This is a genomic window from Pseudomonas fungipugnans, from assembly GCF_029955235.1.
Taxonomy (GTDB): domain Bacteria; phylum Pseudomonadota; class Gammaproteobacteria; order Pseudomonadales; family Pseudomonadaceae; genus Aquipseudomonas; species Aquipseudomonas fungipugnans.
This window is the reverse complement of record NZ_JARBWL010000002.1, coordinates 1160094-1181500: the sequence shown is the minus strand read 5'-3', so window position 1 is coordinate 1181500 and position 21407 is coordinate 1160094. Positions and strand designations below refer to the sequence as shown.

The 21407-nt window shown below is 58.4% G+C and carries 20 protein-coding genes; 4 read left to right on the top strand and 16 right to left on the bottom strand.

Going from position 1 to position 21407, the window contains the following annotated elements; all coding sequences use genetic code 11:
• Positions 1–2 precede the first annotated feature (2 nt).
• The 3 genes from folP to rlmE all read right to left on the bottom strand — a co-directional run bounded on the left by folP (position 3) and on the right by rlmE (position 3606).
• Positions 3–854 (bottom strand): dihydropteroate synthase, encoded by an 852-nt coding sequence (gene folP / locus POF45_RS20160; RefSeq protein WP_282316538.1) that lies wholly within the window; start codon positions 852–854, stop codon positions 3–5.
• 8 nt (positions 855–862) lie between these two features.
• Positions 863–2773 carry an ATP-dependent zinc metalloprotease FtsH gene (gene ftsH / locus POF45_RS20155; protein WP_259499253.1) on the bottom strand — a complete coding sequence of 637 codons (1911 nt, stop codon included), beginning with the start codon at positions 2771–2773 and terminating at the stop codon, positions 863–865.
• A 200-nt stretch (positions 2774–2973) separates the two neighbouring features.
• Positions 2974–3606 carry a 23S rRNA (uridine(2552)-2'-O)-methyltransferase RlmE gene (gene rlmE, locus POF45_RS20150; RefSeq protein ID WP_003177853.1) on the bottom strand — a complete coding sequence of 211 codons (633 nt, stop codon included), beginning with the start codon at positions 3604–3606 and terminating at the stop codon, positions 2974–2976.
• Between the two features lie 105 nt (positions 3607–3711).
• On the opposite strand from rlmE, the gene POF45_RS20145 reads away from it, so the two are divergent.
• Positions 3712–4020 carry a YhbY family RNA-binding protein gene (locus POF45_RS20145; protein WP_162437901.1) on the top strand — a complete coding sequence of 103 codons (309 nt, stop codon included), beginning with the start codon at positions 3712–3714 and terminating at the stop codon, positions 4018–4020.
• A gap of 9 nt (positions 4021–4029) precedes the next feature.
• Here POF45_RS20145 and POF45_RS20140 read toward each other — a convergent pair whose 3' ends face one another.
• The 8 genes from POF45_RS20140 to grpE all read right to left on the bottom strand — a co-directional run bounded on the left by POF45_RS20140 (position 4030) and on the right by grpE (position 14497).
• Complete coding sequence (locus POF45_RS20140; RefSeq protein ID WP_282317446.1) at positions 4030–4434, bottom strand: MFS transporter; 405 nt, start codon at positions 4432–4434, stop codon at positions 4030–4032.
• Positions 4435–4462: 28 nt separating this feature from the next.
• Positions 4463–4939 (bottom strand): transcription elongation factor GreA, encoded by a 477-nt coding sequence (gene greA / locus POF45_RS20135; RefSeq protein ID WP_282316537.1) that lies wholly within the window; start codon positions 4937–4939, stop codon positions 4463–4465.
• The gene (carB, locus tag POF45_RS20130; protein ID WP_259499241.1) at positions 4936–8157 is read right to left on the bottom strand and encodes a carbamoyl-phosphate synthase large subunit; all 3222 of its coding nucleotides are present in this window, start codon (positions 8155–8157) and stop codon (positions 4936–4938) included. The genes greA and carB overlap by 4 nt, the downstream gene beginning before the upstream one ends.
• Before the next feature lie 118 nt (positions 8158–8275).
• A complete protein-coding gene (gene carA, locus POF45_RS20125) occupies positions 8276–9412 on the bottom strand; it encodes a glutamine-hydrolyzing carbamoyl-phosphate synthase small subunit (protein WP_282316536.1) in 1137 nt (378 codons plus the stop codon).
• A gap of 259 nt (positions 9413–9671) precedes the next feature.
• Positions 9672–10478 (bottom strand): 4-hydroxy-tetrahydrodipicolinate reductase, encoded by an 807-nt coding sequence (gene dapB, locus POF45_RS20120; protein ID WP_282316535.1) that lies wholly within the window; start codon positions 10476–10478, stop codon positions 9672–9674.
• Between the two features lie 9 nt (positions 10479–10487).
• Positions 10488–11612 (bottom strand): molecular chaperone DnaJ, encoded by a 1125-nt coding sequence (gene dnaJ / locus POF45_RS20115; RefSeq protein WP_201194330.1) that lies wholly within the window; start codon positions 11610–11612, stop codon positions 10488–10490.
• 299 nt (positions 11613–11911) lie between these two features.
• Complete coding sequence (dnaK, locus tag POF45_RS20110) at positions 11912–13828, bottom strand: molecular chaperone DnaK (RefSeq protein WP_259499234.1); 1917 nt, start codon at positions 13826–13828, stop codon at positions 11912–11914.
• A 102-nt stretch (positions 13829–13930) separates the two neighbouring features.
• Complete coding sequence (gene grpE / locus POF45_RS20105; protein WP_259499232.1) at positions 13931–14497, bottom strand: nucleotide exchange factor GrpE; 567 nt, start codon at positions 14495–14497, stop codon at positions 13931–13933.
• A gap of 240 nt (positions 14498–14737) precedes the next feature.
• Between grpE and recN the strand changes: the two genes are divergently transcribed.
• Positions 14738–16411, top strand: coding sequence for a DNA repair protein RecN (gene recN, locus POF45_RS20100; RefSeq protein ID WP_282316532.1), 1674 nt, complete (start codon positions 14738–14740; stop codon positions 16409–16411).
• A gap of 74 nt (positions 16412–16485) precedes the next feature.
• On the opposite strand, the gene fur is transcribed toward recN, so the two are convergent.
• Positions 16486–16890: a ferric iron uptake transcriptional regulator gene (fur, locus tag POF45_RS20095; RefSeq protein ID WP_259499229.1), complete on the bottom strand. Its 405-nt coding sequence runs from the start codon at positions 16888–16890 to the stop codon at positions 16486–16488.
• Positions 16891–16987: 97 nt separating this feature from the next.
• Between fur and POF45_RS20090 the strand changes: the two genes are divergently transcribed.
• Positions 16988–17518 (top strand): outer membrane protein assembly factor BamE, encoded by a 531-nt coding sequence (locus POF45_RS20090; RefSeq protein WP_259499227.1) that lies wholly within the window; start codon positions 16988–16990, stop codon positions 17516–17518.
• A 60-nt stretch (positions 17519–17578) separates the two neighbouring features.
• Here the strand turns inward: POF45_RS20090 and POF45_RS20085 are convergent, their stop codons facing one another.
• The 3 genes from POF45_RS20085 to POF45_RS20075 are packed head-to-tail and all read right to left on the bottom strand — an operon-like array spanning position 17579 to position 19731.
• Positions 17579–17893 (bottom strand): RnfH family protein, encoded by a 315-nt coding sequence (locus tag POF45_RS20085; protein ID WP_282316531.1) that lies wholly within the window; start codon positions 17891–17893, stop codon positions 17579–17581.
• Positions 17886–18320 carry a type II toxin-antitoxin system RatA family toxin gene (locus POF45_RS20080; protein WP_259499224.1) on the bottom strand — a complete coding sequence of 145 codons (435 nt, stop codon included), beginning with the start codon at positions 18318–18320 and terminating at the stop codon, positions 17886–17888. The genes POF45_RS20085 and POF45_RS20080 overlap by 8 nt, the downstream gene beginning before the upstream one ends.
• Before the next feature lie 7 nt (positions 18321–18327).
• On the bottom strand, positions 18328–19731 hold the full coding sequence (locus POF45_RS20075) for a sodium-dependent transporter (protein ID WP_259499222.1): 1404 nt from the start codon (positions 19729–19731) through the stop codon (positions 18328–18330).
• A 118-nt stretch (positions 19732–19849) separates the two neighbouring features.
• Here POF45_RS20075 and smpB point away from each other — a divergent pair, with 118 nt between their 5' ends.
• The gene (gene smpB, locus POF45_RS20070) at positions 19850–20332 is read left to right on the top strand and encodes an SsrA-binding protein SmpB (protein WP_028623113.1); all 483 of its coding nucleotides are present in this window, start codon (positions 19850–19852) and stop codon (positions 20330–20332) included.
• A gap of 150 nt (positions 20333–20482) precedes the next feature.
• On the opposite strand, the gene POF45_RS20065 is transcribed toward smpB, so the two are convergent.
• On the bottom strand, positions 20483–21250 hold the full coding sequence (locus POF45_RS20065) for an FCD domain-containing protein (RefSeq protein WP_282316529.1): 768 nt from the start codon (positions 21248–21250) through the stop codon (positions 20483–20485).
• Positions 21251–21407 lie beyond the last annotated feature (157 nt).

Below are 21407 nucleotides of genomic sequence, written 5' to 3'. Positions count from 1 at the left end.
TCTTATTCGGCTGATTCCACCGCAGCGATCATCCGCACTACGTCGACTGTTTCGGCCACATCATGGACGCGTAATATACGCGCACCCTTGACCGATGCCAGTGCCGCAAGCGCCAGACCACCAAACAGGCGATCTCCCACCGGGCGATTCAATGCCTGCCCGATCATGCTCTTGCGTGACACCCCGACCAACAGGGGGCGCCCCAAGGCATGCAGGGCTTCCATATGCTTGAACAAGCTTAGATTGTGCTGCAGGGTTTTGGCGAAACCGAAACCCGGATCCAGAATGATCCGCTCAGCTGCAATACCCACCGACGCGCATTGAGCCATGCGCTCGGCGAGAAACTCCCCCACTTGCTCAGTCACGTTCTGGTATTGCGGATTGTCCTGCATGTCGCCCGGCTCGCCGAGCATGTGCATCAGGCACACCGGCAGGCCAGTGGCAGCAGCAGCATCCAGAGCACCATCGCGACGCAACGAGCGCACGTCATTGATCAAGCCTGCCCCCAGTCGCGCAGTTTCGCGCATGACCGCTGGCGTGGACGTATCGACCGAGATGATGACATCCAGTTCGCGATTGATCAGCTCGACGATCGGTGCGACTCGCTCCAGCTCTTCAAGTGGAGAAACCACCCTGGCGCCTGGCCGGGTCGACTCACCGCCGACATCAATCAGCGTCGCGCCGGCCGACACCATTGCTTCAGCGTGGCGCAGGGCCGCATCGAGCTGGCTGTAACGACCACCATCAGAAAAGGAATCAGGGGTGACATTGAGAATGCCCATGACATGCGTCTGGGCCAAATCAAGAACCCGGTTGCCGCACGGCAACCGGGTCGAGGACTGAACAGAAATCATTTCAAGCCTTATACGTCAGCAGCCGGACCGCCAATCGGTGCTTCCGGACGCGGATCCTGCACTACCGGAGGCGTTCCGGAAGTACCCGTGCCACCCGACCAGTCGCGAGGTTCGCGAGGCGTGCGACCCGCCATGATGTCGTCGATTTGATCGGCGTCGATCGTTTCGTACTTCATCAAGGCATCCGCCATGGCGTCGAGCTTGTCACGGTTATCCGTGAGGATCTGCTTGGCCGTGCCGTAGCACTGGTCAATGATGCTGCGCACTTCAGAGTCGATCAGCTTGGCCGTCTCACCAGAGAAGCTTGCACTCTGACCACCGCCACCGCGACCAAGGAACACTTCGCCCTCTTCTTCGGCGTACATCAAAGGACCGAGTTTTTCCGACAGGCCCCACTTGGTCACCATGTTCCGCGCAATCTGGCTGGCGCGCATGATGTCGTTGGAAGCACCGGTGGTGACGCCGTCAAAGCCCAGGGTCATCTCTTCAGCAATACGACCGCCGTACAGCGAGCAGATCTGACTGATCAGTGCACGCTTGGACAGGCTGTAGCGATCTTCTTCCGGCAGGAACATGGTCACACCCAGCGCACGACCGCGCGGAATGATCGACACTTTGTAGACCGGATCATGCTCGGGCACGACACGACCGACGATTGCGTGGCCGGCTTCATGATAAGCGGTGTTCTGTTTCTCTTTTTCAGACATGACCATGGATTTGCGCTCGGCGCCCATCATGATTTTGTCTTTGGCCAACTCAAACTCTTTCATCTCGACGACGCGCTTGCCAGTACGAGCAGCAAACAACGACGCCTCGTTGACCAGGTTGGCGAGGTCAGCACCGGAGAAACCCGGTGTACCACGAGCGATCACGGCCGGAGCGACATCGTCACCCATCGGCACTTTGCGCATGTGAACCTTGAGAATCTGTTCGCGACCACGAATGTCCGGCAGCCCCACCACAACCTGACGGTCGAAACGACCCGGACGCAGCAAAGCTGGGTCCAGTACGTCAGGACGGTTGGTAGCGGCAATGACGATAATGCCGTCATTCATTTCAAAGCCGTCCATCTCTACCAGCAACTGGTTGAGCGTCTGCTCGCGCTCGTCATGACCACCGCCCATGCCGGCACCACGGTGGCGACCGACGGCGTCGATTTCATCGATGAAGATGATGCACGGCGCGTGCTTCTTGGCCTGCTCGAACATGTCACGAACACGGCTGGCACCGACACCGACGAACATTTCGACGAAGTCGGAACCGGAAATGGTGAAGAACGGCACCTTGGCTTCACCGGCAATCGCCTTGGCCAACAAGGTTTTACCGGTACCCGGAGGACCGACCATCAGTACGCCGCGAGGAATGCGACCGCCCAGACGCTGGAACTTGCCTGGATCGCGCAGGAACTCGACCAGCTCGCCGACTTCTTCCTTGGCTTCGTCGCAACCTGCAACGTCAGCCAGGGTGGTTTTCACCTGATCTTCGGAGAGCAGGCGCGCCTTGCTCTTGCCGAAGCTCATCGGTCCGCCCTTGCCACCAGCACCGCCCTGCATCTGCCGCATGAAGAACATGAACACGGCGATGATCACCAGAATCGGGAAGCTCGCAACCAGGAGCTGAGTCCAGATGCTTTGCTGTTCAGGCTGCTTGCCTTCGACCACGACGTGGTTGTCCACGAGGTCGCCGATCAGACCGTTGTCCTGGATTGCCGGACGAATGGTCTTGAAGCTGTCGCCATCGTTGCGCTTGCCGGTAATCACATAGCCATCCACGGCTACGCGCTCGACCTTGCCATCCTTGACCTGCTGGATGAAGTCGGAATAGTTGAGGGTCTGCGGCTCGTTAGGGCTGGAGAAGTTGTTCATCACTGTCACCAGGACAGCCGCGATGATCAACCACAGGATCAGATTCTTTGCCATATCGTTCAATTAACTACCCTCTGAAGCAAGCTCCGCTACTGGCGCGCGCTTCGCATGATATTCACCGGCCTAACTTACTACATTACCTACGGCTCTGGCAGGCGCCGTCTGTAACCCTTTGTGAAACACTTTCTACACAATATTCGCTAATGCTCACGGGGCGAAATACGAAAAACCTATCGCCCCGGTCGAAAAACCTCTTACTCCTCGCTGCGACCACGGAAACCACGGCCCAGCAGGTACTGCTCGCGAGAACGGTCGCGCGACGATTTAGGCTTGCGCGTCGTGACCTTCTCGAACTGCTTGCGAACGCTCTTGTGGTACTCGTCGAAGCCTTCACCCTGGAAGACCTTGATCAAGAAATCACCACCCGGCTTCAACACCCTGGTTGCAAGATCCAGTGCCAACTCGCACAGGAACATCGATCGCGGCATATCAACAGACGCCAATCCACTCATATTGGGGGCCATATCGGAAATCACAAGGTCCACCTCGTTTTTTCCGACAGCCTCGAGAATCTGCGCCAGCACGGCGTCCTCGGTGAAATCGCCCTGAATGAAGGTCACATCAGGGATGCTGTCCATTTCCAGGATGTCGGAAGCGATCAGTGTACCTTGCCCACCAATCAGACGACTGGTCACCTGGGACCAACCACCCGGAGCAGCGCCCAGGTCGATCACACTCATGCCCGGACGGATCAGACGGTCTCTTTCCTGGATCTCAAGCAGTTTGTAGCTGGCACGGGAGCGATACCCGTCCTTTTGCGCCATTTTGACGAATGGGTCGTTGAAATGTTCTTGCAGCCATTTAAGGCTTGTCTTGGAACGGGCCACGGGCCACCTCGAAAATAAAACGGGTCGTGATTAACTGGGCGGTCCCGGACTCGCTCGGGTAAACTGGCCGCCGCTTTTTACAAGATCAGACGCAGGGGTCAGATTATGCCGCTCACTCAAGAGCAGAAGAAACAGTACAAATCCATTGGCCATCATCTGAAACCAGTTTTGATTGTGGCCGACAATGGTTTGACTGAAGGTGTGTTAGCCGAACTTGAACGCGCGCTGGCGGATCACGAGCTGATTAAAATCAAGCTCAACATCCTCGATCGCGAATCACGTCTGGCGACCATTGCAGAACTGTGCAAGGTCGGCAAAGCGGATCTGGTTCAGGTCATCGGCAAGATGGCACTGATTTACCGCAAGAACTTCAGCGTCAACAAGCAGCTGTCGAACGTCCATCGCTTCAAGTGATGACAAGGGTCAAGGGTGTGCTTCGCGCACCCTGCCGCTCCATCCTGGCACTGGCTGCAGTACCAGCACCAGCCCGGAAAGCCCCAGCACAAGATAGCTGAACAACTGCCAGCGAGCCGATTCCGGCCAGCCGAAGCGCACCGCGAAATACATCGCAGACGCACCCATCGCCGTCAGCAGCAATTGCCCGCGAATATCCTGCCATAGACTGACAAGGCCCTCGGCCTGTACCAGCACCAAAGCCTGAACTATCACGCACACTGTGGAGAGTCCCACCATCAGTGCATCAAGCATGTCTTCGATTTCATCGATCAGCAGCGGCGCCAGGCCAATCTTGCCCAACGCCGGCAGCAGACCGATATGTAACAACCACAGGCCACCCACCCACAACATCTGAGTCAATTGCCAAAGCATGGCGCCCGCACGTAGCGGGCGCCTTCTTTCAGACGTGGCGAACTTCGACAATCTCGTACTCGATAACGCCACCAGGCGTTTTCACGGAAACCACATCACCCTCTTCCTTGGCAATCAAGGCGCGGGCAAGCGGCGAACCGACAGAGATTTTACCCAGTTTGAAGTCAGCTTCATCCTCGCCCACGATCTGGTAGGTCACGCTTTCGTCGGTTTCGACGTTGGCGATTTCAACCGTGGTACCGAAAATCACTTTACCGGTATGAGGAATGGTCGTGACGTCGATGACCACCTGGTTCTGGATACGGCCTTCAATGTCACGGATGCGCGCCTCAACCATACCTTGCTGCTCGCGGGCAGCATGGTATTCGGCGTTTTCCTTGAGGTCACCCAACTCGCGGGCCGTACCGATGTCCTGGCTGAGCTTCGGACGGACGACCTTGGTCAGGTGAGCGTGCTCTTCTTCCAGGCCTTTGGCGCCCTGGACGGTCATTGGGTATTTGATCATGCCTTCAATCCTGCGTGTAGATCCTGCAAGCGGCGCACGGTCTTCTCGGGACCGAACTTCAACGCTTCGCAGATGGCTTCGCCAGCAGCAATGGTGGTGGTGCAGTAGATCTTGTGCTGCAAGGCATTACGACGAATGGAGTAGGAGTCAGCGATCGACTGACGACCTTCGGTGGTATTGATGATCAGGGTGACTTCGTCATTCTTGATCATGTCGACCACATGCGGACGACCTTCGGTCACCTTGTTAACACGACGCACTTTCAGGCCGGCGGCTTCAATCATCTTGGCAGTACCGGCAGTGGCGACCACTTCGAAGCCCAAGTTGATCAGATCACGGGCCACACCTGCAACCAGTGGCTTGTCGTCATCACGCACGCTGATGAAGGCAGTACCGCCTGTCGGCAACACTTCGCTGGCGCCCATTTGAGCCTTGGCGAATGCTTCGCCGAAGGTGTCACCCACGCCCATCACTTCACCGGTGGACTTCATTTCAGGGCCCAGGATCGGGTCCACACCAGGGAATTTGGCGAATGGGAACACCGCCTCTTTCACGCTGTAGAAGTTAGGAATGATTTCCTTGGTGAAGCCGATTTCTTTCAGGGTTTTACCGGCCATCACGCGTGCCGCGATCATTGCCAGGGAAACACCGATGCACTTGGACACAAACGGTACGGTACGGGAAGCGCGCGGGTTGACCTCGATGACGTAGATGTCTTCGCCTTGCAGCGCCAACTGCACGTTCATCAGGCCGACAACACCCAGTTCCAGGGCCATTTTCTTGACCTGTTCGCGCATCTCGTCCTGAATGTGCCCAGGCAGCGAGTACGGTGGCAAGGAGCACGCGGAGTCACCGGAGTGAACGCCGGCCTGCTCGATATGCTGCATGATTGCGCCGATTACCACGTCAGTGCCGTCGCAGACAGCATCCACGTCCATTTCGATGGCGCAGTTGAGGAAGTGGTCGAGCAGCACCGGGCTGTCATTGGACACTTTCACCGCATCACGCAGATAGCGCTTGAGCTCTTCTTCTTCGTAGACGATTTCCATCGCACGACCGCCCAGTACATAGGACGGACGAACCACCAGCGGATAACCGATCTTAGCGGCAGCGCGAATCGCTTCGTCTTCGCTGCGCACGGTGGCGTTTGGCGGCTGGCGCAGGTTCAGACGCTCGACCATCTGCTGGAAGCGCTCACGGTCTTCAGCGCGGTCGATGGCGTCTGGGCTGGTGCCGATGATTGGCACGCCAGCTTCTTCCAGAGCGCGAGCCAGTTTCAGCGGGGTCTGGCCGCCGTACTGGACGATCACGCCTTTAGGCTTCTCGACGCGGACGATCTCCAGCACGTCTTCCAGGGTCACTGGCTCGAAGTACAGGCGATCAGAGGTGTCGTAGTCGGTGGATACGGTTTCCGGGTTGCAGTTGACCATAATGGTCTCGTAACCGTCGGCACGCAGGGCAAGCGCCGCGTGCACGCAGCAGTAGTCGAACTCGATGCCCTGGCCGATACGGTTAGGACCGCCACCCAGAATCATGATCTTGTCGCGGCCCGACGGTGCAGCCTCGCACTCTTCCTCGTAGGTCGAGTAGAGGTAGGCGGTGTCGGTGGCGAACTCGGCCGCGCAGGTGTCAACGCGTTTATAGACCGGGAAGATTTCCAGCTTGTGACGATGGCGACGCAGGTTCTTCTCGGTTACGCCCAGCAGCTTGGCCAGACGCATGTCGGAGAAGCCTTTGCGCTTGAGGCGAAACATCATGTCGCGGTCGATGCTGGCCAGACCCAGGGTCTTGACCCTCTCTTCTTCCTTGATCAGATCTTCGATCTGCACCAGGAACCACGGGTCGATCATGTTCATGCCGAAAATGTCTTCGACCGACAGGCCGGCGCGGAAAGCGTCAGCCACATACCAGATGCGCTCGGCGCCTGGCACGGTCAGTTCGCGCTTGAGCACGCTCATGCTTTCCGGGTTGCTCAGGTCAAGCTTCTCGTCCAGACCGCAAACGCCCACTTCCAGACCGCGCAGGGCTTTCTGCAGGGATTCCTGGAACGTCCGGCCGATGGCCATGACTTCGCCAACCGACTTCATCTGAGTGGTCAGGCGTGCGTCGGCTTTCGGGAACTTCTCGAAGGCAAAACGTGGCAGTTTGGTGACGACGTAGTCGATGGACGGTTCGAAGGACGCCGGGGTCTTGCCGCCAGTGATGTCGTTCGACAGCTCGTCCAGGGTGTATCCCACCGCCAGCTTGGCCGCGACCTTGGCAATCGGGAAACCGGTGGCTTTCGAAGCCAGGGCCGAGGACCGGGAGACACGCGGGTTCATCTCGATAACAACCATACGGCCAGTGTCCGGGCAAATACCGAACTGGACATTGGAGCCGCCGGTTTCCACGCCGATCTCACGCAGTACCGCCAGGGAGGCGTTGCGCATAATCTGGTATTCCTTGTCCGTCAGGGTCTGTGCTGGCGCAACAGTGATCGAGTCACCGGTGTGCACGCCCATCGGGTCAAAGTTTTCGATGGAGCAGACGATGATGCAGTTGTCCTTCTTATCGCGGACAACCTCCATCTCGTATTCTTTCCAGCCGATCAGGGATTCGTCGATCAGCAGCTCTTTGGTCGGCGACAAATCCAGGCCGCGAGCGCAGATTTCTTCGAACTCTTCACGGTTGTACGCGATGCCGCCGCCAGTGCCGCCCATGGTAAAGGACGGGCGGATGATGCACGGGAAGCCAAGCTTCTCGAGCACCGCGTTGGCCTCTTCCATGCTGTGGGCAATGCCCGAACGCGGACAGTCCAGGCCAATGGATTTCATCGCCTTGTCGAAGCGCGAGCGGTCTTCAGCCTTGTCGATGGTGTCAGCGTTGGCGCCGATCATCTCTACGCCGAACTTCTCCAGAACGCCTTCGCGCTCCAGGTCCAGGGCGCAGTTCAGAGCGGTCTGGCCACCCATGGTCGGCAGCAGCGCGTCTGGACGCTCTTTCTCGATGATCTTGGCAACGGTCTGCCACTTGATCGGCTCGATGTAAGTAGCGTCAGCCATGTCCGGGTCGGTCATGATGGTCGCCGGGTTGGAGTTCACCAGGATGACGCGATAACCCTCTTCGCGCAGGGCTTTGCAAGCCTGGGCGCCGGAGTAGTCGAATTCGCAAGCCTGGCCGATCACAATCGGGCCAGCGCCGAGAATCAGGATGCTTTTAATGTCTGTACGTTTTGGCATGGGTTTGTCACTCAAATCCGCAGGTCAGTCGGCAAGCCGTCTTGTTCAATCTGTGAAGCCTTGAGGGGCCGCCGGTAGCCGGGACCACCCTCAAGCTTTGCAACATCAAGGCCAGCGATCAGCGTCGCTTGGCCATCTCGTTGATGAAGCGATCAAACAGTGGCGCTACGTCGTTCGGGCCAGGGCTGGCTTCAGGGTGCCCCTGGAAGCTGAAGGCACTCTTGTCGGTACGTTCGATCCCTTGCAGGGTGCCGTCGAACAGCGATTTGTGAATCGCTCGAACATTGGCTGGCAGGGTCGCTTCGTCTACCGCAAAACCGTGGTTCTGGCTGGTGATCATCACGACACCGGTGTCCAGATCCTGAACCGGGTGATTGGCACCGTGGTGGCCGTGGCCCATTTTCAGAGTCTTGGCGCCGGAGGCCAGAGCCAGCAGCTGGTGACCGAGGCAGATGCCGAATACCGGAATTTCGGTTTCCAGCACGTCCTTGATTGCCTGGATCGCATAGTCGCATGGCTCCGGATCACCTGGGCCGTTGGACAGGAATACACCGTCCGGCTTCATCGCCAGTACGTCGGCGGCTGGCGCCTGAGCCGGCACAACGGTGACGCGGCAACCGCGCTCGACCAGCATGCGCAGGATGTTCAGCTTGACGCCGTAGTCGTAGGCAACCACGTGGTACGGCAGCTCGGAAGCGTCGATGGTCGCGTGGCTGTCGGTTTTCAAGTCCCAGACAGTCGAGCGCCACTCGTACTGCTCTTTGGTGCTGACGACTTTCGCCAGGTCCATGCCTTTGAGGCCAGGGAAACCCTGTGCGGCAGCGATGGCGGCTTCTTCGGAAATGTTGTCACCGGCCATGATGCAGCCGTTCTGTGCGCCTTTCTCACGCAGGATGCGCGTCAGGCGGCGGGTGTCGATACCGGCGATTGCCACAACGTTGTTGGCTTTCAGGTAGTCGGACAGGGACATCGTGTTACGCCAGTTGCTCGCAACCAGTGGCAGGTCACGGATGACCAGGCCAGCGGACCAGACGCGGTCGGACTCGGCATCTTCCGGCGTGGTGCCGGTATTGCCGATGTGCGGGTAAGTCAGGGTAACGATCTGTTGGGCGTAGGAAGGATCGGTAAGGATTTCCTGATAGCCGGTCATTGCGGTGTTAAACACCACCTCACCAACGGTTTGACCGTCGGCTCCAATGGCTTCGCCGCGAAAAATGCTGCCATCAGCAAGGGCGAGTATGGCTGGCTTAGTCAAGAAGACCTCCCGTAAATAAAGCCTGAAAGGGCGATCGCAGGTTGCAAAAAAGCGGAGTGACGTATGGACACGTCACCCCGCTTCTTCACTGAATTATTCTGCGCGCTTTTAGTGGACACACTAAAGCTGTAGCTTACAGAAAAAGGCTTTTTTGGTCTACCGCCAATGAGCCTGAAAGGCTATGGAATGCGACAGGACGTCGCTTGGCGGAGTAAAACCGGGCTCAAATGCTGGGTTCGAGCCCGATTTCGGGCGCATCTTAACGCAAATCGAGCACGTCTTGCATGTCGTAGAGGCCAGGCTCGCGAGCGTCCAGCCACAAGGCGGCACGCACCGCGCCCTTGGCGAAGGTCATGCGACTCGAAGCCTTGTGCGTGATCTCCAGTCGCTCGCCTTCACAGGCGAACAGCACCGTATGATCGCCCACCACATCTCCACCGCGAACAGTGGCGAAGCCGATGGTTTCTCGCTCGCGGGCACCGGTGTGACCTTCGCGACCATAGACCGCCACCTGCTGCAGGTCGCGACCCAGCGCACCGGCAATCACCTCACCCATGCGCAACGCCGTACCCGAAGGAGCGTCGATCTTGTGACGATGGTGAGCCTCGATGATCTCGATGTCCGCCTCATCACCGAGAACGCGAGCAGCCATATCGAGCAGTTTCAGCGACAGGTTGACCCCGACGCTGAAATTGGCGGCGAAAACGATGGGAATGTCCTTGCCCGCCTCGGCCAGCAACTGCTTTTGCGCAGCATCCAGCCCAGTGGTGCCGATCACCATGGCCTTGCCCGCCTTACGGCAGAAGGCCAGGTTTTTCAGCATGACTTCCGGCAGGGTGAAGTCGATCAGCACATCGAACTCTTCAGCCACCGCCTCTACATGGCCGGACAATGGCACGCCAATCCGCCCAAGCGAGGCCAGCTCACCGGCGTCGACGCCAATCAGCGTGCTGCCGGGACGTACGATGGCCGCTGTCAGGCCGGTCAGCGGCGCGCGTTGCTGCACCGCTTCGACCAGGATCTTGCCCATGCGCCCTGCAGCGCCCATCACAGCTATACGTCGCATGCCGACTCCTTACAAATCGCCGAAGAACCGCTTCACGCCTTCAAACCAGCCCGTGGTTTTCGGCGAGTGGCTGTTGTCGTCCGCCAGCGAACTGCGGAACTCCTCGAGCAATTCACGCTGACGACGACCCAGGTTGACCGGGGTTTCGACGGCAACACGGCACATCAGATCGCCTGCGCCACCACCACGTACTGGCGCAACGCCCTTGCCACGCACACGGAACTGTTTACCGGTCTGAGTCCCTTCCGGGATTTTCAGTTTGACGCGACCGTCGAGGGTCGGAATCTCCAGTTCGCCGCCCAATGCCGCGTCGACGAAGCTGATCGGCACTTCGCAGAACAGATGCTTGCCGTCACGCTGGAAGATTGCGTGTTCGCGCACATTGATCACGACATACAGGTCGCCAGTCGGACCGCCCTGGGCACCCGCCTCGCCCTCACCGGACAGACGAATGCGATCACCGGTATCAACGCCGGCAGGTACTTTCACGGACAGGGTCTTGTACTCTTCGACACGGCCTTCGCCGTGGCAGGAGTCGCACGGATCGGAAATGATCTTGCCCTGGCCATGGCAACGCGGGCAGGTCTGCTGCACCGAGAAGAAGCCTTGCTGCATACGAACCTGGCCAATGCCGCCACAGGTCGGGCAGGTGATTGGCGCCGAGCCTTTCTTGGCACCCGAACCGTCGCACGGCTTGCAGTTGACCAGTGTCGGAACGCGGATATTCACAGTCGTGCCGCGTACCGCTTCTTCCAGGTTCAGCTCCAGGGTGTAACGCAGATCGCTGCCGCGCTGAGCGCCGCCACGGGAACCGCCGCGACCACCACCGAAGAAGTCACTGAAGACGTCACCAAAAATATCGGAGAAGTTCTGACCGCCAAACCCGGCACCGCCGCCACCCATGCTTGGGTCGACACCGGCATGACCATACTGGTCATACGCCGCGCGCTTGCTGGAATCAGACAGAACTTCATAGGCCTCATTGGCCTCTTTGAACATTTCTTCCGACGCTTTGTCATCGGGATTACGGTCCGGGTGATGCTTCATCGCCAGGCGACGGTAGGCCTTTTTCAGGTCCGCTTCGCTTGAGCCGCGCTCAACACCCAATACTTCGTAATAGTCACGCTTTGCCATAAGTCTTTGCACTCTTAAGGACGTTCGGCAAACCCCTCCTGAGCTTCGCCAAACTCGTTGAGCCCCAATACAGGCCCGGACCCAACTCACGTCAATTCAACGATCCTGGTCTTTGATTCGATGTGGTACCTGTGGCTCGAAAAGCAGGAGCATTTCCGGCCATACCACGCAGCACCCGAACGCTTGTCGCATGCTGTAAAAATTCGCGTGTTCCAGACACGCCAACGCGGGAGCAAGCTCCCGCGCGGCGACATCCTACCAGTCACCGCCCGAAGGCAGTCAACCGGCCGACCAACAACTTACTTGTGGTCTTTTACTTCTTCGAACTCGGCATCGACAACGTCGTCGGCTTTTTCAGCTTTTTCGTCGTGCGGTGCAGCGCCTTCAGCTGGCTGAGCCTGCTCGGCATACATTTTCTGAGCCACTGGCGCGGAGACCTTGGACAGCTCTTCAACCTTGGCGTCGATGGCAGCCTTGTCGTCGCCTTTGACAGCGGCTTCCAGGGCAACTACGGCGGCTTCGATTGCAGTCTTCTCTTCAGCAGTCACTTTGTCGCCGGCATCAGCGACCATTTTGCGTGTCGAGTGAACCAGTGCATCACCCTGGTTACGGGCAGCGGCCAGCTCTTCGAACTTGCGATCTTCGTCGGCGTTGGTTTCAGCATCGCGAATCATCTGCTGAATCTCTTCCTCGGACAGACCGGAGTTGGCCTTGATCACGATCGACTGAGTCTTGCCGGTGGCCTTGTCTTTGGCGCCTACGTGCAGAATGCCGTTGGCGTCGATGTCGAAGGTCACTTCAATTTGTGGCACGCCACGTGGTGCTGGTGGAATCTCGGCCAGGTCGAACTTGCCCAGGGACTTGTTCTGAGCCGCTTGCTTACGCTCACCTTGCAGCACGTGAATGGTCACAGCGCCCTGGTTGTCGTCGGCAGTCGAGAACACTTGCGATTTCTTGGTAGGAATCGTGGTGTTTTTCTCGATCAGCGCAGTCATCACGCCACCCATGGTTTCGATACCCAGGGTCAGCGGGCTAACGTCCAGCAGCAGAACGTCTTTCACGTCGCCGGCCAATACTGCGCCCTGGATAGCAGCACCCATGGCAACGGCTTCGTCCGGGTTCACATCTTTACGAGCTTCTTTACCGAAGAACTCGGTCACCAGTTTCTGAACCAGCGGCATACGGGTCTGACCGCCAACCAGGATCACGTCGTTGATCGCGCCAACGTCGATGCCGGAGTCTTTCAGGGCAATGCGGCATGGTTCGATGGTGCGTTGAACCAGGTCTTCTACCAGCGCTTCGAGCTTGGCGCGGGAGATTTTCACGTTCAAGTGCTTAGGACCGGTAGCGTCTGCAGTGATGTACGGCAGGTTCACGTCGGTCGAATTGCTCGAAGACAGTTCGATCTTGGCTTTTTCAGCGGCCTCTTTCAGACGCTGCATGGCCAGCGGGTCACCTTTGAGGTTCATGCCGCTTTCTTTCTTGAATTCGTCGACGAGGTAGTCGATCAGACGAATGTCAAAATCTTCACCGCCCAGGAACGTGTCACCGTTGGTCGCCAATACTTCGAACTGGTGCTCGCCATCGACTTCAGCGATCTCGATCACGGAAACGTCGAAAGTACCGCCGCCCAGGTCGTAAACGATCACGGTGTGATCGCCTTTGGCCTTGTCCATACCGTAAGCCAGAGCGGCTGCGGTTGGTTCGTTGATGATACGTTTAACGTCCAGGCCCGCGATGCGGCCGGCGTCTTTGGTTGCCTGACGCTGGCTGTCGTTGAAGTAGGCCGGAACGGTGATCACCGCTTCGGTCACTGGCTCGCCGAGGTAGTCTTCGGCGGTCTTCTTCATTTTCTTCAGAATTTCAGCCGAGATTTGCGGCGGCGACATTTTCTGGCCGTTCACTTCTACCCAGGCGTCACCGTTGTCAGCCTTGGCGATTTTGTACGGGACCATCTTGATGTCTTTCTGTACGACTTCTTCGTCGAACTTGCGACCGATCAAACGCTTCACCGCGTACAGGGTGTTGTGCGGATTGGTCACTGCCTGACGCTTGGCCGATTGGCCAACCAGGATCTCGCCATCGTTGGCGTAAGCGATGATCGACGGCGTGGTACGCGCGCCTTCAGCGTTTTCAATAACTTTGGCTACGCCGTTTTCAAGCACGGAGACGCAGGAGTTGGTAGTCCCCAGGTCGATACCGATAATTTTGCCCATGTTTACTCTCCCGAAACTTTGGATTTGGATGCCGCAGCAGTGGTGGCTAACTGCGGTAGCACTTAAACGCTTGACTTATAAATGGGGGCCTTGCGGCGGATTTCAAGCCTGCTCGTCAATCGATGGCGAAACAGGCGCTGGAGCCTTGCTGACCACGACCATGGCCGGGCGCAGCAGGCGTCCATTGAGCTGATAACCCTTCTGGAAAACCTTGAGTACGCTGTTCGGCTCGACGTCGGCGCTCTCTTGCATGGCCATCGCCTGATGATGAACGGCGTTGAACGGTTCGCCATGCGGATCGATCGCTTCCAGCTGATAACGCTTCAGGGTGTCCTGGAACATTTTCAGGGTCAGCTCGATGCCTTCACGCATTGGGCGGATGCTTTCGTCGTCCGGGTTGGACAACTCCAGGCCACGCTCCAGGCTGTCGATGATCGGCAGCAGGTCGCCGGCGAATTTCTCCAGCGCGAACTTGTGAGCCTTTTCTACATCCTGCTCGGCGCGACGGCGGACGTTCTGCAGATCGGCGGCAACACGCAAAGCCTGATCCTGCGCGCCTGCCAGCTGCTCTTCGAGCACTTGTACACGAGCCGCCAGGTCTTCACCCGAAGCCGCTGGGCCCTGGTTGGCGTCTAGATTTTGCGTATCCACTGTCTGTTCGTCAGCCATAGATTTCTCCTTTCAATATCGTCCGCGAGCTCAACTCGCGCTTCTGCACAGCTATATGGGGCCGCAAAATCGGGCTTCAAGGGGCTCACAATGATTAACCCTACAAAAAGAGCTGCATTGTCATTGCCTGGTGCGCCACGTATTTCGTCGGATCAGGCAAATCGAGCCGATCGAGGGCATTGTCAGCCAGAAACAAAACACTGTATAAATAACCAGACCTAAAGCCTGGGAGCGGCCTTTATGCTGGTGCACCTGTCCGTACACAACTACGCCATCGTTGAACATCTCGATCTCGAACTCGATCGCGGCATGAGCGTGATCACGGGGGAAACCGGCGCCGGCAAATCGATCATGCTCGACGCCCTGGGCCTGACCCTCGGTGATCGCGCCGACAGCGGCGTGGTCCGCCCCGGGGCCGACAAGGCCGACATCCTGGCCACCTTCGACCTGATCGACATCCCGGAAGCCAGTGCGTGGCTCGCCGAGCGCGATCTGGAAAGCGACGGCCCGTGCATCCTGCGCCGGGTAATCACCGCCGAAGGTCGCTCGCGCGGCTATATCAATGGCACGCCCTGCCCGCTCGGCGACCTCAAGGCGCTGGGCGAGCTACTGATCGACATCCACAGCCAGCACGAACACCAATCCCTGCTCAAGACCGATACCCATCGTCGGCTCCTCGACGAATATGCCGGCGCTACCGACCTTGCCCGCCAGGTGCAGCTTGCAGCCCAACGCTGGCGCCAGACCCGCCAGGAACTGGAGCGCCTGTCCAACTCCGGCGATGAGCAGCGCGCCCGCCATCAATTGCTCAGCTATCAGCTTGAAGAGCTGGAAAACCTCGGCCTGGGCGAAAACGAACTGGAACAGCTTGAGCAGGAACACAAAAACCTGACCAATGCCGAGACCTTGCTCGGGATCTGCCGCCAGGTGGTCGAGCAATGCAGCGAAAGTGATTCCGGCAATGTATTGAACGCCCTCACCGCCAGCCTTAATCGCCTGTCGAGCGTGAACAACTCAATCGGCGCGCTGGGCGAAGCCAGCAGCCTGCTGACCAGCGCCCAGATTCAGGTCGAAGAAGCCGTTGGCGAGCTGAACCGGTTCCTGGACAACTTCGATGCCGACCCGGCGCGACTGCAATACCTGGAAGAACGCCTTGATGCGATCTACACCATGGCACGCAAACACCGCATCCAGCCGACCGACGTCGCCGAGATGCAGCAACGCTTGCTGGATGAAATCGAGACCCTGAACGCCAACGACGAATCCATCGAGCGCCTGAGTGAAGAGCTGGCCTCCTACGCTTGTCATTATCAGGAGAAGGCCCGCGAGCTGAGCGATTTGCGTCATCAGGCCTCCGGCAACCTGGCCAGCGCCGTGGAGCAGGAGATCCAGCGCTTGGGCATGCCCGGTGGCCGCTTCACCATCGAGCTGCGCCCCAACAGCAGCGACGAACTGCTGCACAACGGCCTTGAACAGGTGGAATTATTGGTCAGCGCCAACCCGGGCCAGCCGCTGAAAGCCCTGGCCAAAGTAGCCTCGGGTGGCGAGCTGTCGCGGATCAGCCTGGCCATTCAGGTGATCACGGCACAGACGTCCCGGGTTCCAACACTGGTGTTTGACGAAGTAGACGTGGGCATCGGCGGCCCTACAGCGGAAATCGTTGGCCAACTGTTACGCCGACTCGGCGAGCGCGGCCAGGTACTGACGGTGACTCACCTGCCGCAAGTGGCCGCGCAGGGCCACCAGCACCTGTTCGTGCACAAGGTACGTGGCCAGGACGCGACCCATACTGCCGTCTCGAAGCTCAGCAAGAGCGAACGGGTCGAAGAAGTCGCGCGCATGCTGGGGGGCATCGACCTCACCAAGGAATCCTTGGCTCACGCAAAGAAAATGGTCGTTACTGCAAAAATTTAAGACGAACGGACAGCACGAAGGCGACCCTGGGGTCGCCTTCGTTCGTTTCGCGAACCAGAGTTCGCGCGACATGCTTACTTTTTCTTGCGTACGTACAGCACCAGATTGTGATCAACCATCTCGAAGCCATACTTATCGACGATTGCCTTTTGCAGTCGCTCGATCTCTTCGTCGAAGAACTCGATCACTTCACTGGTTTCGACGTTGACCATATGGTCGTGATGCTTGCCGTCGTCCAGTTCGAAGACCGCATGGCCGCCGTCGAAGTTATGTCGCACCACAAGGCCAGCTGCCTCGAACTGAGTCAGTACACGGTAAACCGTGGCCAGACCGACGTCCTCACCAGCGTCCATCAACGCCTTGTAAACGTCTTCGGCACTCATGTGACGCTGCTCGGCGGAATCGAGCATTTGCAGAATCTTGACCCGTGGCAGGGTCACTTTGAGGCCGGCTTTGCGTAGTTCGCTATTTTCAACCATGGTCAGCTTTCTCGCGATGCTGCTTCGCAGCTTCTCTTAATGCGGGTATGATCGGCGTTTACGTTGTCCCAGCCAAGATAGTGGAAGTCGCCCACCGATGCAAAACACCAAGCTCTTGCTAACCAGTTTCACCTTTGTGGGACTGCTCGCACTCGCCGGTTGTTCATTCCCCGGGGTTTACAAAATCGACATCCAGCAGGGCAATGTCGTCACGCAGGACATGATAGACCAGTTACGCCCGGGAATGACCCGTCGGCAAGTACGGTTTATCATGGGCAACCCTCTGCTGACCGACACGTTCCATGCCGATCGCTGGGATTATCTGTATAGCCTGCAACCGGGTGGCGGTGAACGCCAACAAGAACGTATCAGCGTTATCTTTAACCCTAACGACCAGCTCGTCAGCCTGTCGGGCGACTTCAGGCCTGGCGTGAGCCGCGACGAAGCCATTCTCGGCAAGGAACCCGGCACGCCTCCTGTGACCGCTCCTGTAGAAAACACCGAGCAGCCGAAGCCGGAAACACCGGCCAAGCCTGGCTCGTTGCTGGACCAGATCCAGAAGGACGTCGACGGTGTACAAACCGTTCCAGTCCCGACGCCAACACCGCTCGACGCTTCGCCGCAATAATTTGCGACGCAATAAAAAACCCGGCATGTCCGGGTTTTTTATTGTCTGGCGTTCGGTCGATTACTGATTTCGAGCTTTCGCCTCAGCAGCCTTCGCGGCGCGCAACCGTCGAACTTCTTTAGGATCGGCAAGCAGCGGTCGGTAAATCTCGATGCGGTCCCCCGCTTGAACGACGCGAGTATCCGGATCGGCGACCACCTTGCCGAAGATCCCCACCGGGCAATCCGTCAGATCCAGCTCGGGAAATTCTGCGCCCACACCGGATAACAGCAGAGCAGCCCGCACCGTTGTGCCTGCCGGCACCGTCGCCGTGAGCAGCACCTGGCGATCAATGGCAGCAAACACCACTTCAATGTCGACCACCGGCTCAACCATGAATCTGCTTGGCACGCTGACAGAACGCGTCCACCAGCGTATTGGCGGCCTGATTGAACAAAGGCCCCAACGTTGCGCGAACCAGTGGCCCGGCATAATCGAACGACAGGTCCAGGCTGATCTTGCAGGCCTTCTCGCCCAAAGGCTTGAACACCCAGACGCCGTGCAACTGGTTGAACGGCCCCTCTTCGAGATTCATCTCGATCGACTGCCCCGGCACCAGCGTATTGCGCGTCACGAAGTGTTGACTGAGCCCGCCCTTGGCCACGCCAACGCTGGCACGCATGTGCTCAGGGGAGCTTTCAAGGACTTCGGCAGCCGAGCACCACGGCAAAAACTCAGGGTAGCGAGCCACGTCATTGACCAGGTCATATAGCGCCTGCGCCGGATACGGCAGCAGGGCCGAACGTTGAATGTGTGTCGTCATGTCAGCGTCACTTCCACAGCTGGGCGGCAAATACTACGAGAATGCCGATGGGCGCCACATAGCGCATCAAAAACAGGGACAGGGCAAACAGGGCCGGGCTGCGAATCGACAACTCGTCACGCACCGCCTCACGCCCCATTATCCAGCCTGCAAACACCACGAAACACAAACCACCGAGTGGCAACATGATCCGCGAGGTGAAGAAATCGATTACCCCAAAGAAGTCCAGCCCGCCGGCAGCGCCCCATTGGTAGAGATGGAACATCCCGCCTTCGTTCACGAAAAATTTGGCTTCCTTCCAGATATTGAAGGAAAACACCGTGCCCAAACCGAAAAACCAGCACGTAAACGCCAACCAGAATGTCACCCAGGCGCGGCTGACTTTAGTGCGCTCGACCAGGTAGGCCACCATCGGCTCCAGCAGGGAGATCGCAGAACTCCACGCGGCAACCGCCACCAGGACAAAGAACACCACGCCCATCAACTGGCCGAACGCGACGTTACCAAAGGCAAATGGCAGGCTGACGAACATCAGGCCCGGACCTTCGCTCGGGTTCAGGCCCGCAGCGAACACAATCGGAAACAACGCCAGACCGGCCACCAGAGAAACAAAGGTGTCGAGCAACGCGACGCCGACGACGGTGCCGGAAATCGACGAGTTCTTCGGCATGTAGGCGCCGTAGATCATGATCGACCCCACGCCCACGCTCAGGGAGAAGAATGCGTGCCCCATGGCCGGCAGCAAGCCGTCGAGGACTTTCTCCGGGTGGAAGTCGAACATGAAATGCACGCCCTCCATGAAGTGGCCGGTGGTCATGCTGTAACCCAACAGCACGATAACCATCACGAACAGCAGCGGCATCATGATGCGCAGACTGCGCTCCAGGCCGGCGACCACGCCCTTGGCAATCACCACGGCCGACAGCACCATGAATATTGTGTGCCAAAGTGTCAGGCGCCACGGATCAGAGATCACATTGCCAAAGTAGGCGCCAACCTGATCTGCCGTCACGCCTTGAAAGTCGCCACGGCCCATGTCGATGATGTAATCCAGCGACCAGCCGCCGACCACGCTATAGAAAGACAGGATCAGCAGCGCCGTGATCATCCCGGCGAAGGCCCCCCAGGACCATTTGCCCGAGTGCCCCGCCTCCACCGCCAGCACCTTCAAGGCATTGGCCGGGCTTTGCCGGGCGCGCCGGCCAATCAGGGTTTCGGCCAGCATGACCGGCACCCCGATCAGTGCAATACAGACCAGAAACATCAACACGAACGCGCCGCCGCCATAGACGCCGACCATGTAGGGGAATTTCCATATACTACCCAGCCCAACGGCCGAACCGGTCGCGGCGAGTATGAAGACCCAACGGCTAGCCCAACTGCCGTGGACAGAAACCTTTTCTGTCGACATCGTTATCACGCCCAAGCGTTCGAAAAAGAGGCCGCATTGTCCGGGATTCAATCAACCTGCTCAAGCACGTAGCGATACCGTAGCCGACTCGCGTGCAACTCCCTATAATGCCGCCCCTATGGCTAAACAGAAGAAACACCCAACAGGGACCATCGCGCAAAATAAAAAGGCGCGACACGATTACTTCATCGAACATCGGTTCGAGGCTGGTCTGGTCCTGGCCGGCTGGGAAGTAAAAAGTCTGCGGGCAAGCAAGCTGCAACTGGTCGACAGTTACGTGCTGCTCAAGGATGGCGAAGCCTGGCTGCTCGGCAGCCACATTACGCCTCTGATGACCGCCAGCACCCACGTCATTGCTGACCCGACCCGCACCCGCAAATTGCTGCTCAACCGGCGCGAGCTGGAAAAGCTGGCCGCTGCCGTGCAGCAAAAGGGTTATGCCTGCGTGTGCCTGTCCTGGTACTGGAGCAAGCACATGGTCAAGTGCGAGATCGCTCTGGGCAAGGGCAAGAAGGAATACGACAAGCGCGATACCGAACGCGAACGCGATGCCGGTCGCGAATTGCAGCGCGCAGTGCGGAACAAGGGCAAGGAAGATTAATCTTCCAGCCTGACCGCGGGTCTTGTGGCGAGGGAGCTTGCTCCTGCTCGGCTGCGAAGCAGTCGCCGGCATTCTTCGAGATGGCGGCGACAAACGAGGGCCGCTTCGCGCCCCAGCGGGAGCAAGCTTCCTCGCCACAATAATCTGACGCTACATCCCCTTGCGCCGCTCCGCCCGAGCCATGCGCTGCACTTCCTGACGCACCTCTTCCAGCACTTCCTGCACATACAAGATGTGTCGGCTGGAAATTTCCCGCGCCTGCTCCGCCCGCCCTTCGATAATCGCCACGTACAACTCCCGGTGCTGACTGATCAGCATGTCGCGCGTCTCGGTACGCTGCTTGTACATGCCGCCGATGTTGGTCACCACGTTGCGTTTGAGCAGATCGAACAGCCCACGAATGGTGTGCAGCAACACCGCGTTATGACTGGCTTCGGCAATCGCCAGATGAAATTTCGCATCCGCCGCGCCTTCCTCCACTCGACTCACCTCGTCGTGGCGCGAATAGCAATCCTGCAATTCTTCAAACGCTGCCGTCAGCCGTTCACGATCGACATCGGTGGCGCGCAACGCTGCGTAGTAGGCGCAAGACGCTTCCAGGGTATGACGAAACTCCAGCAAATCGCGCTGGGCCTCAGGGTTGCTTTCCAACAGATGCAAAAGCGGATCGCTGAACGTCGAACCCAACGAATCCACTACATAATTGCCGCCACCCTGACGACTGACCAGCAAGCCTTTGGCCGCCAGCTTCTGAATTGCTTCGCGCAGCGAGGGGCGTGACACGCCGAACTGCTCGGCCAGCGCGCGTTCAGCCGGCAGACGCTCACCGGACGTGAGCGTGCCCTCGAGGATCATTCCCTCAAGCCGCTCGACAATATCGTCAGACAGACGGCGCTGACGAATCTGATCAAACCCCATAACTCATTTCTCCACGATCCCGGCAGCTCGCCGGGCTCTCTATTCTGGCCTATTGACGTTGCGCCAGCACCTACCAGAACGCACTTGATCGAGCGGGTCAGATGCGCTCTGCACCGCTTATTCGACAAAAGTTTCAGGGCGACAAATTGACACACCC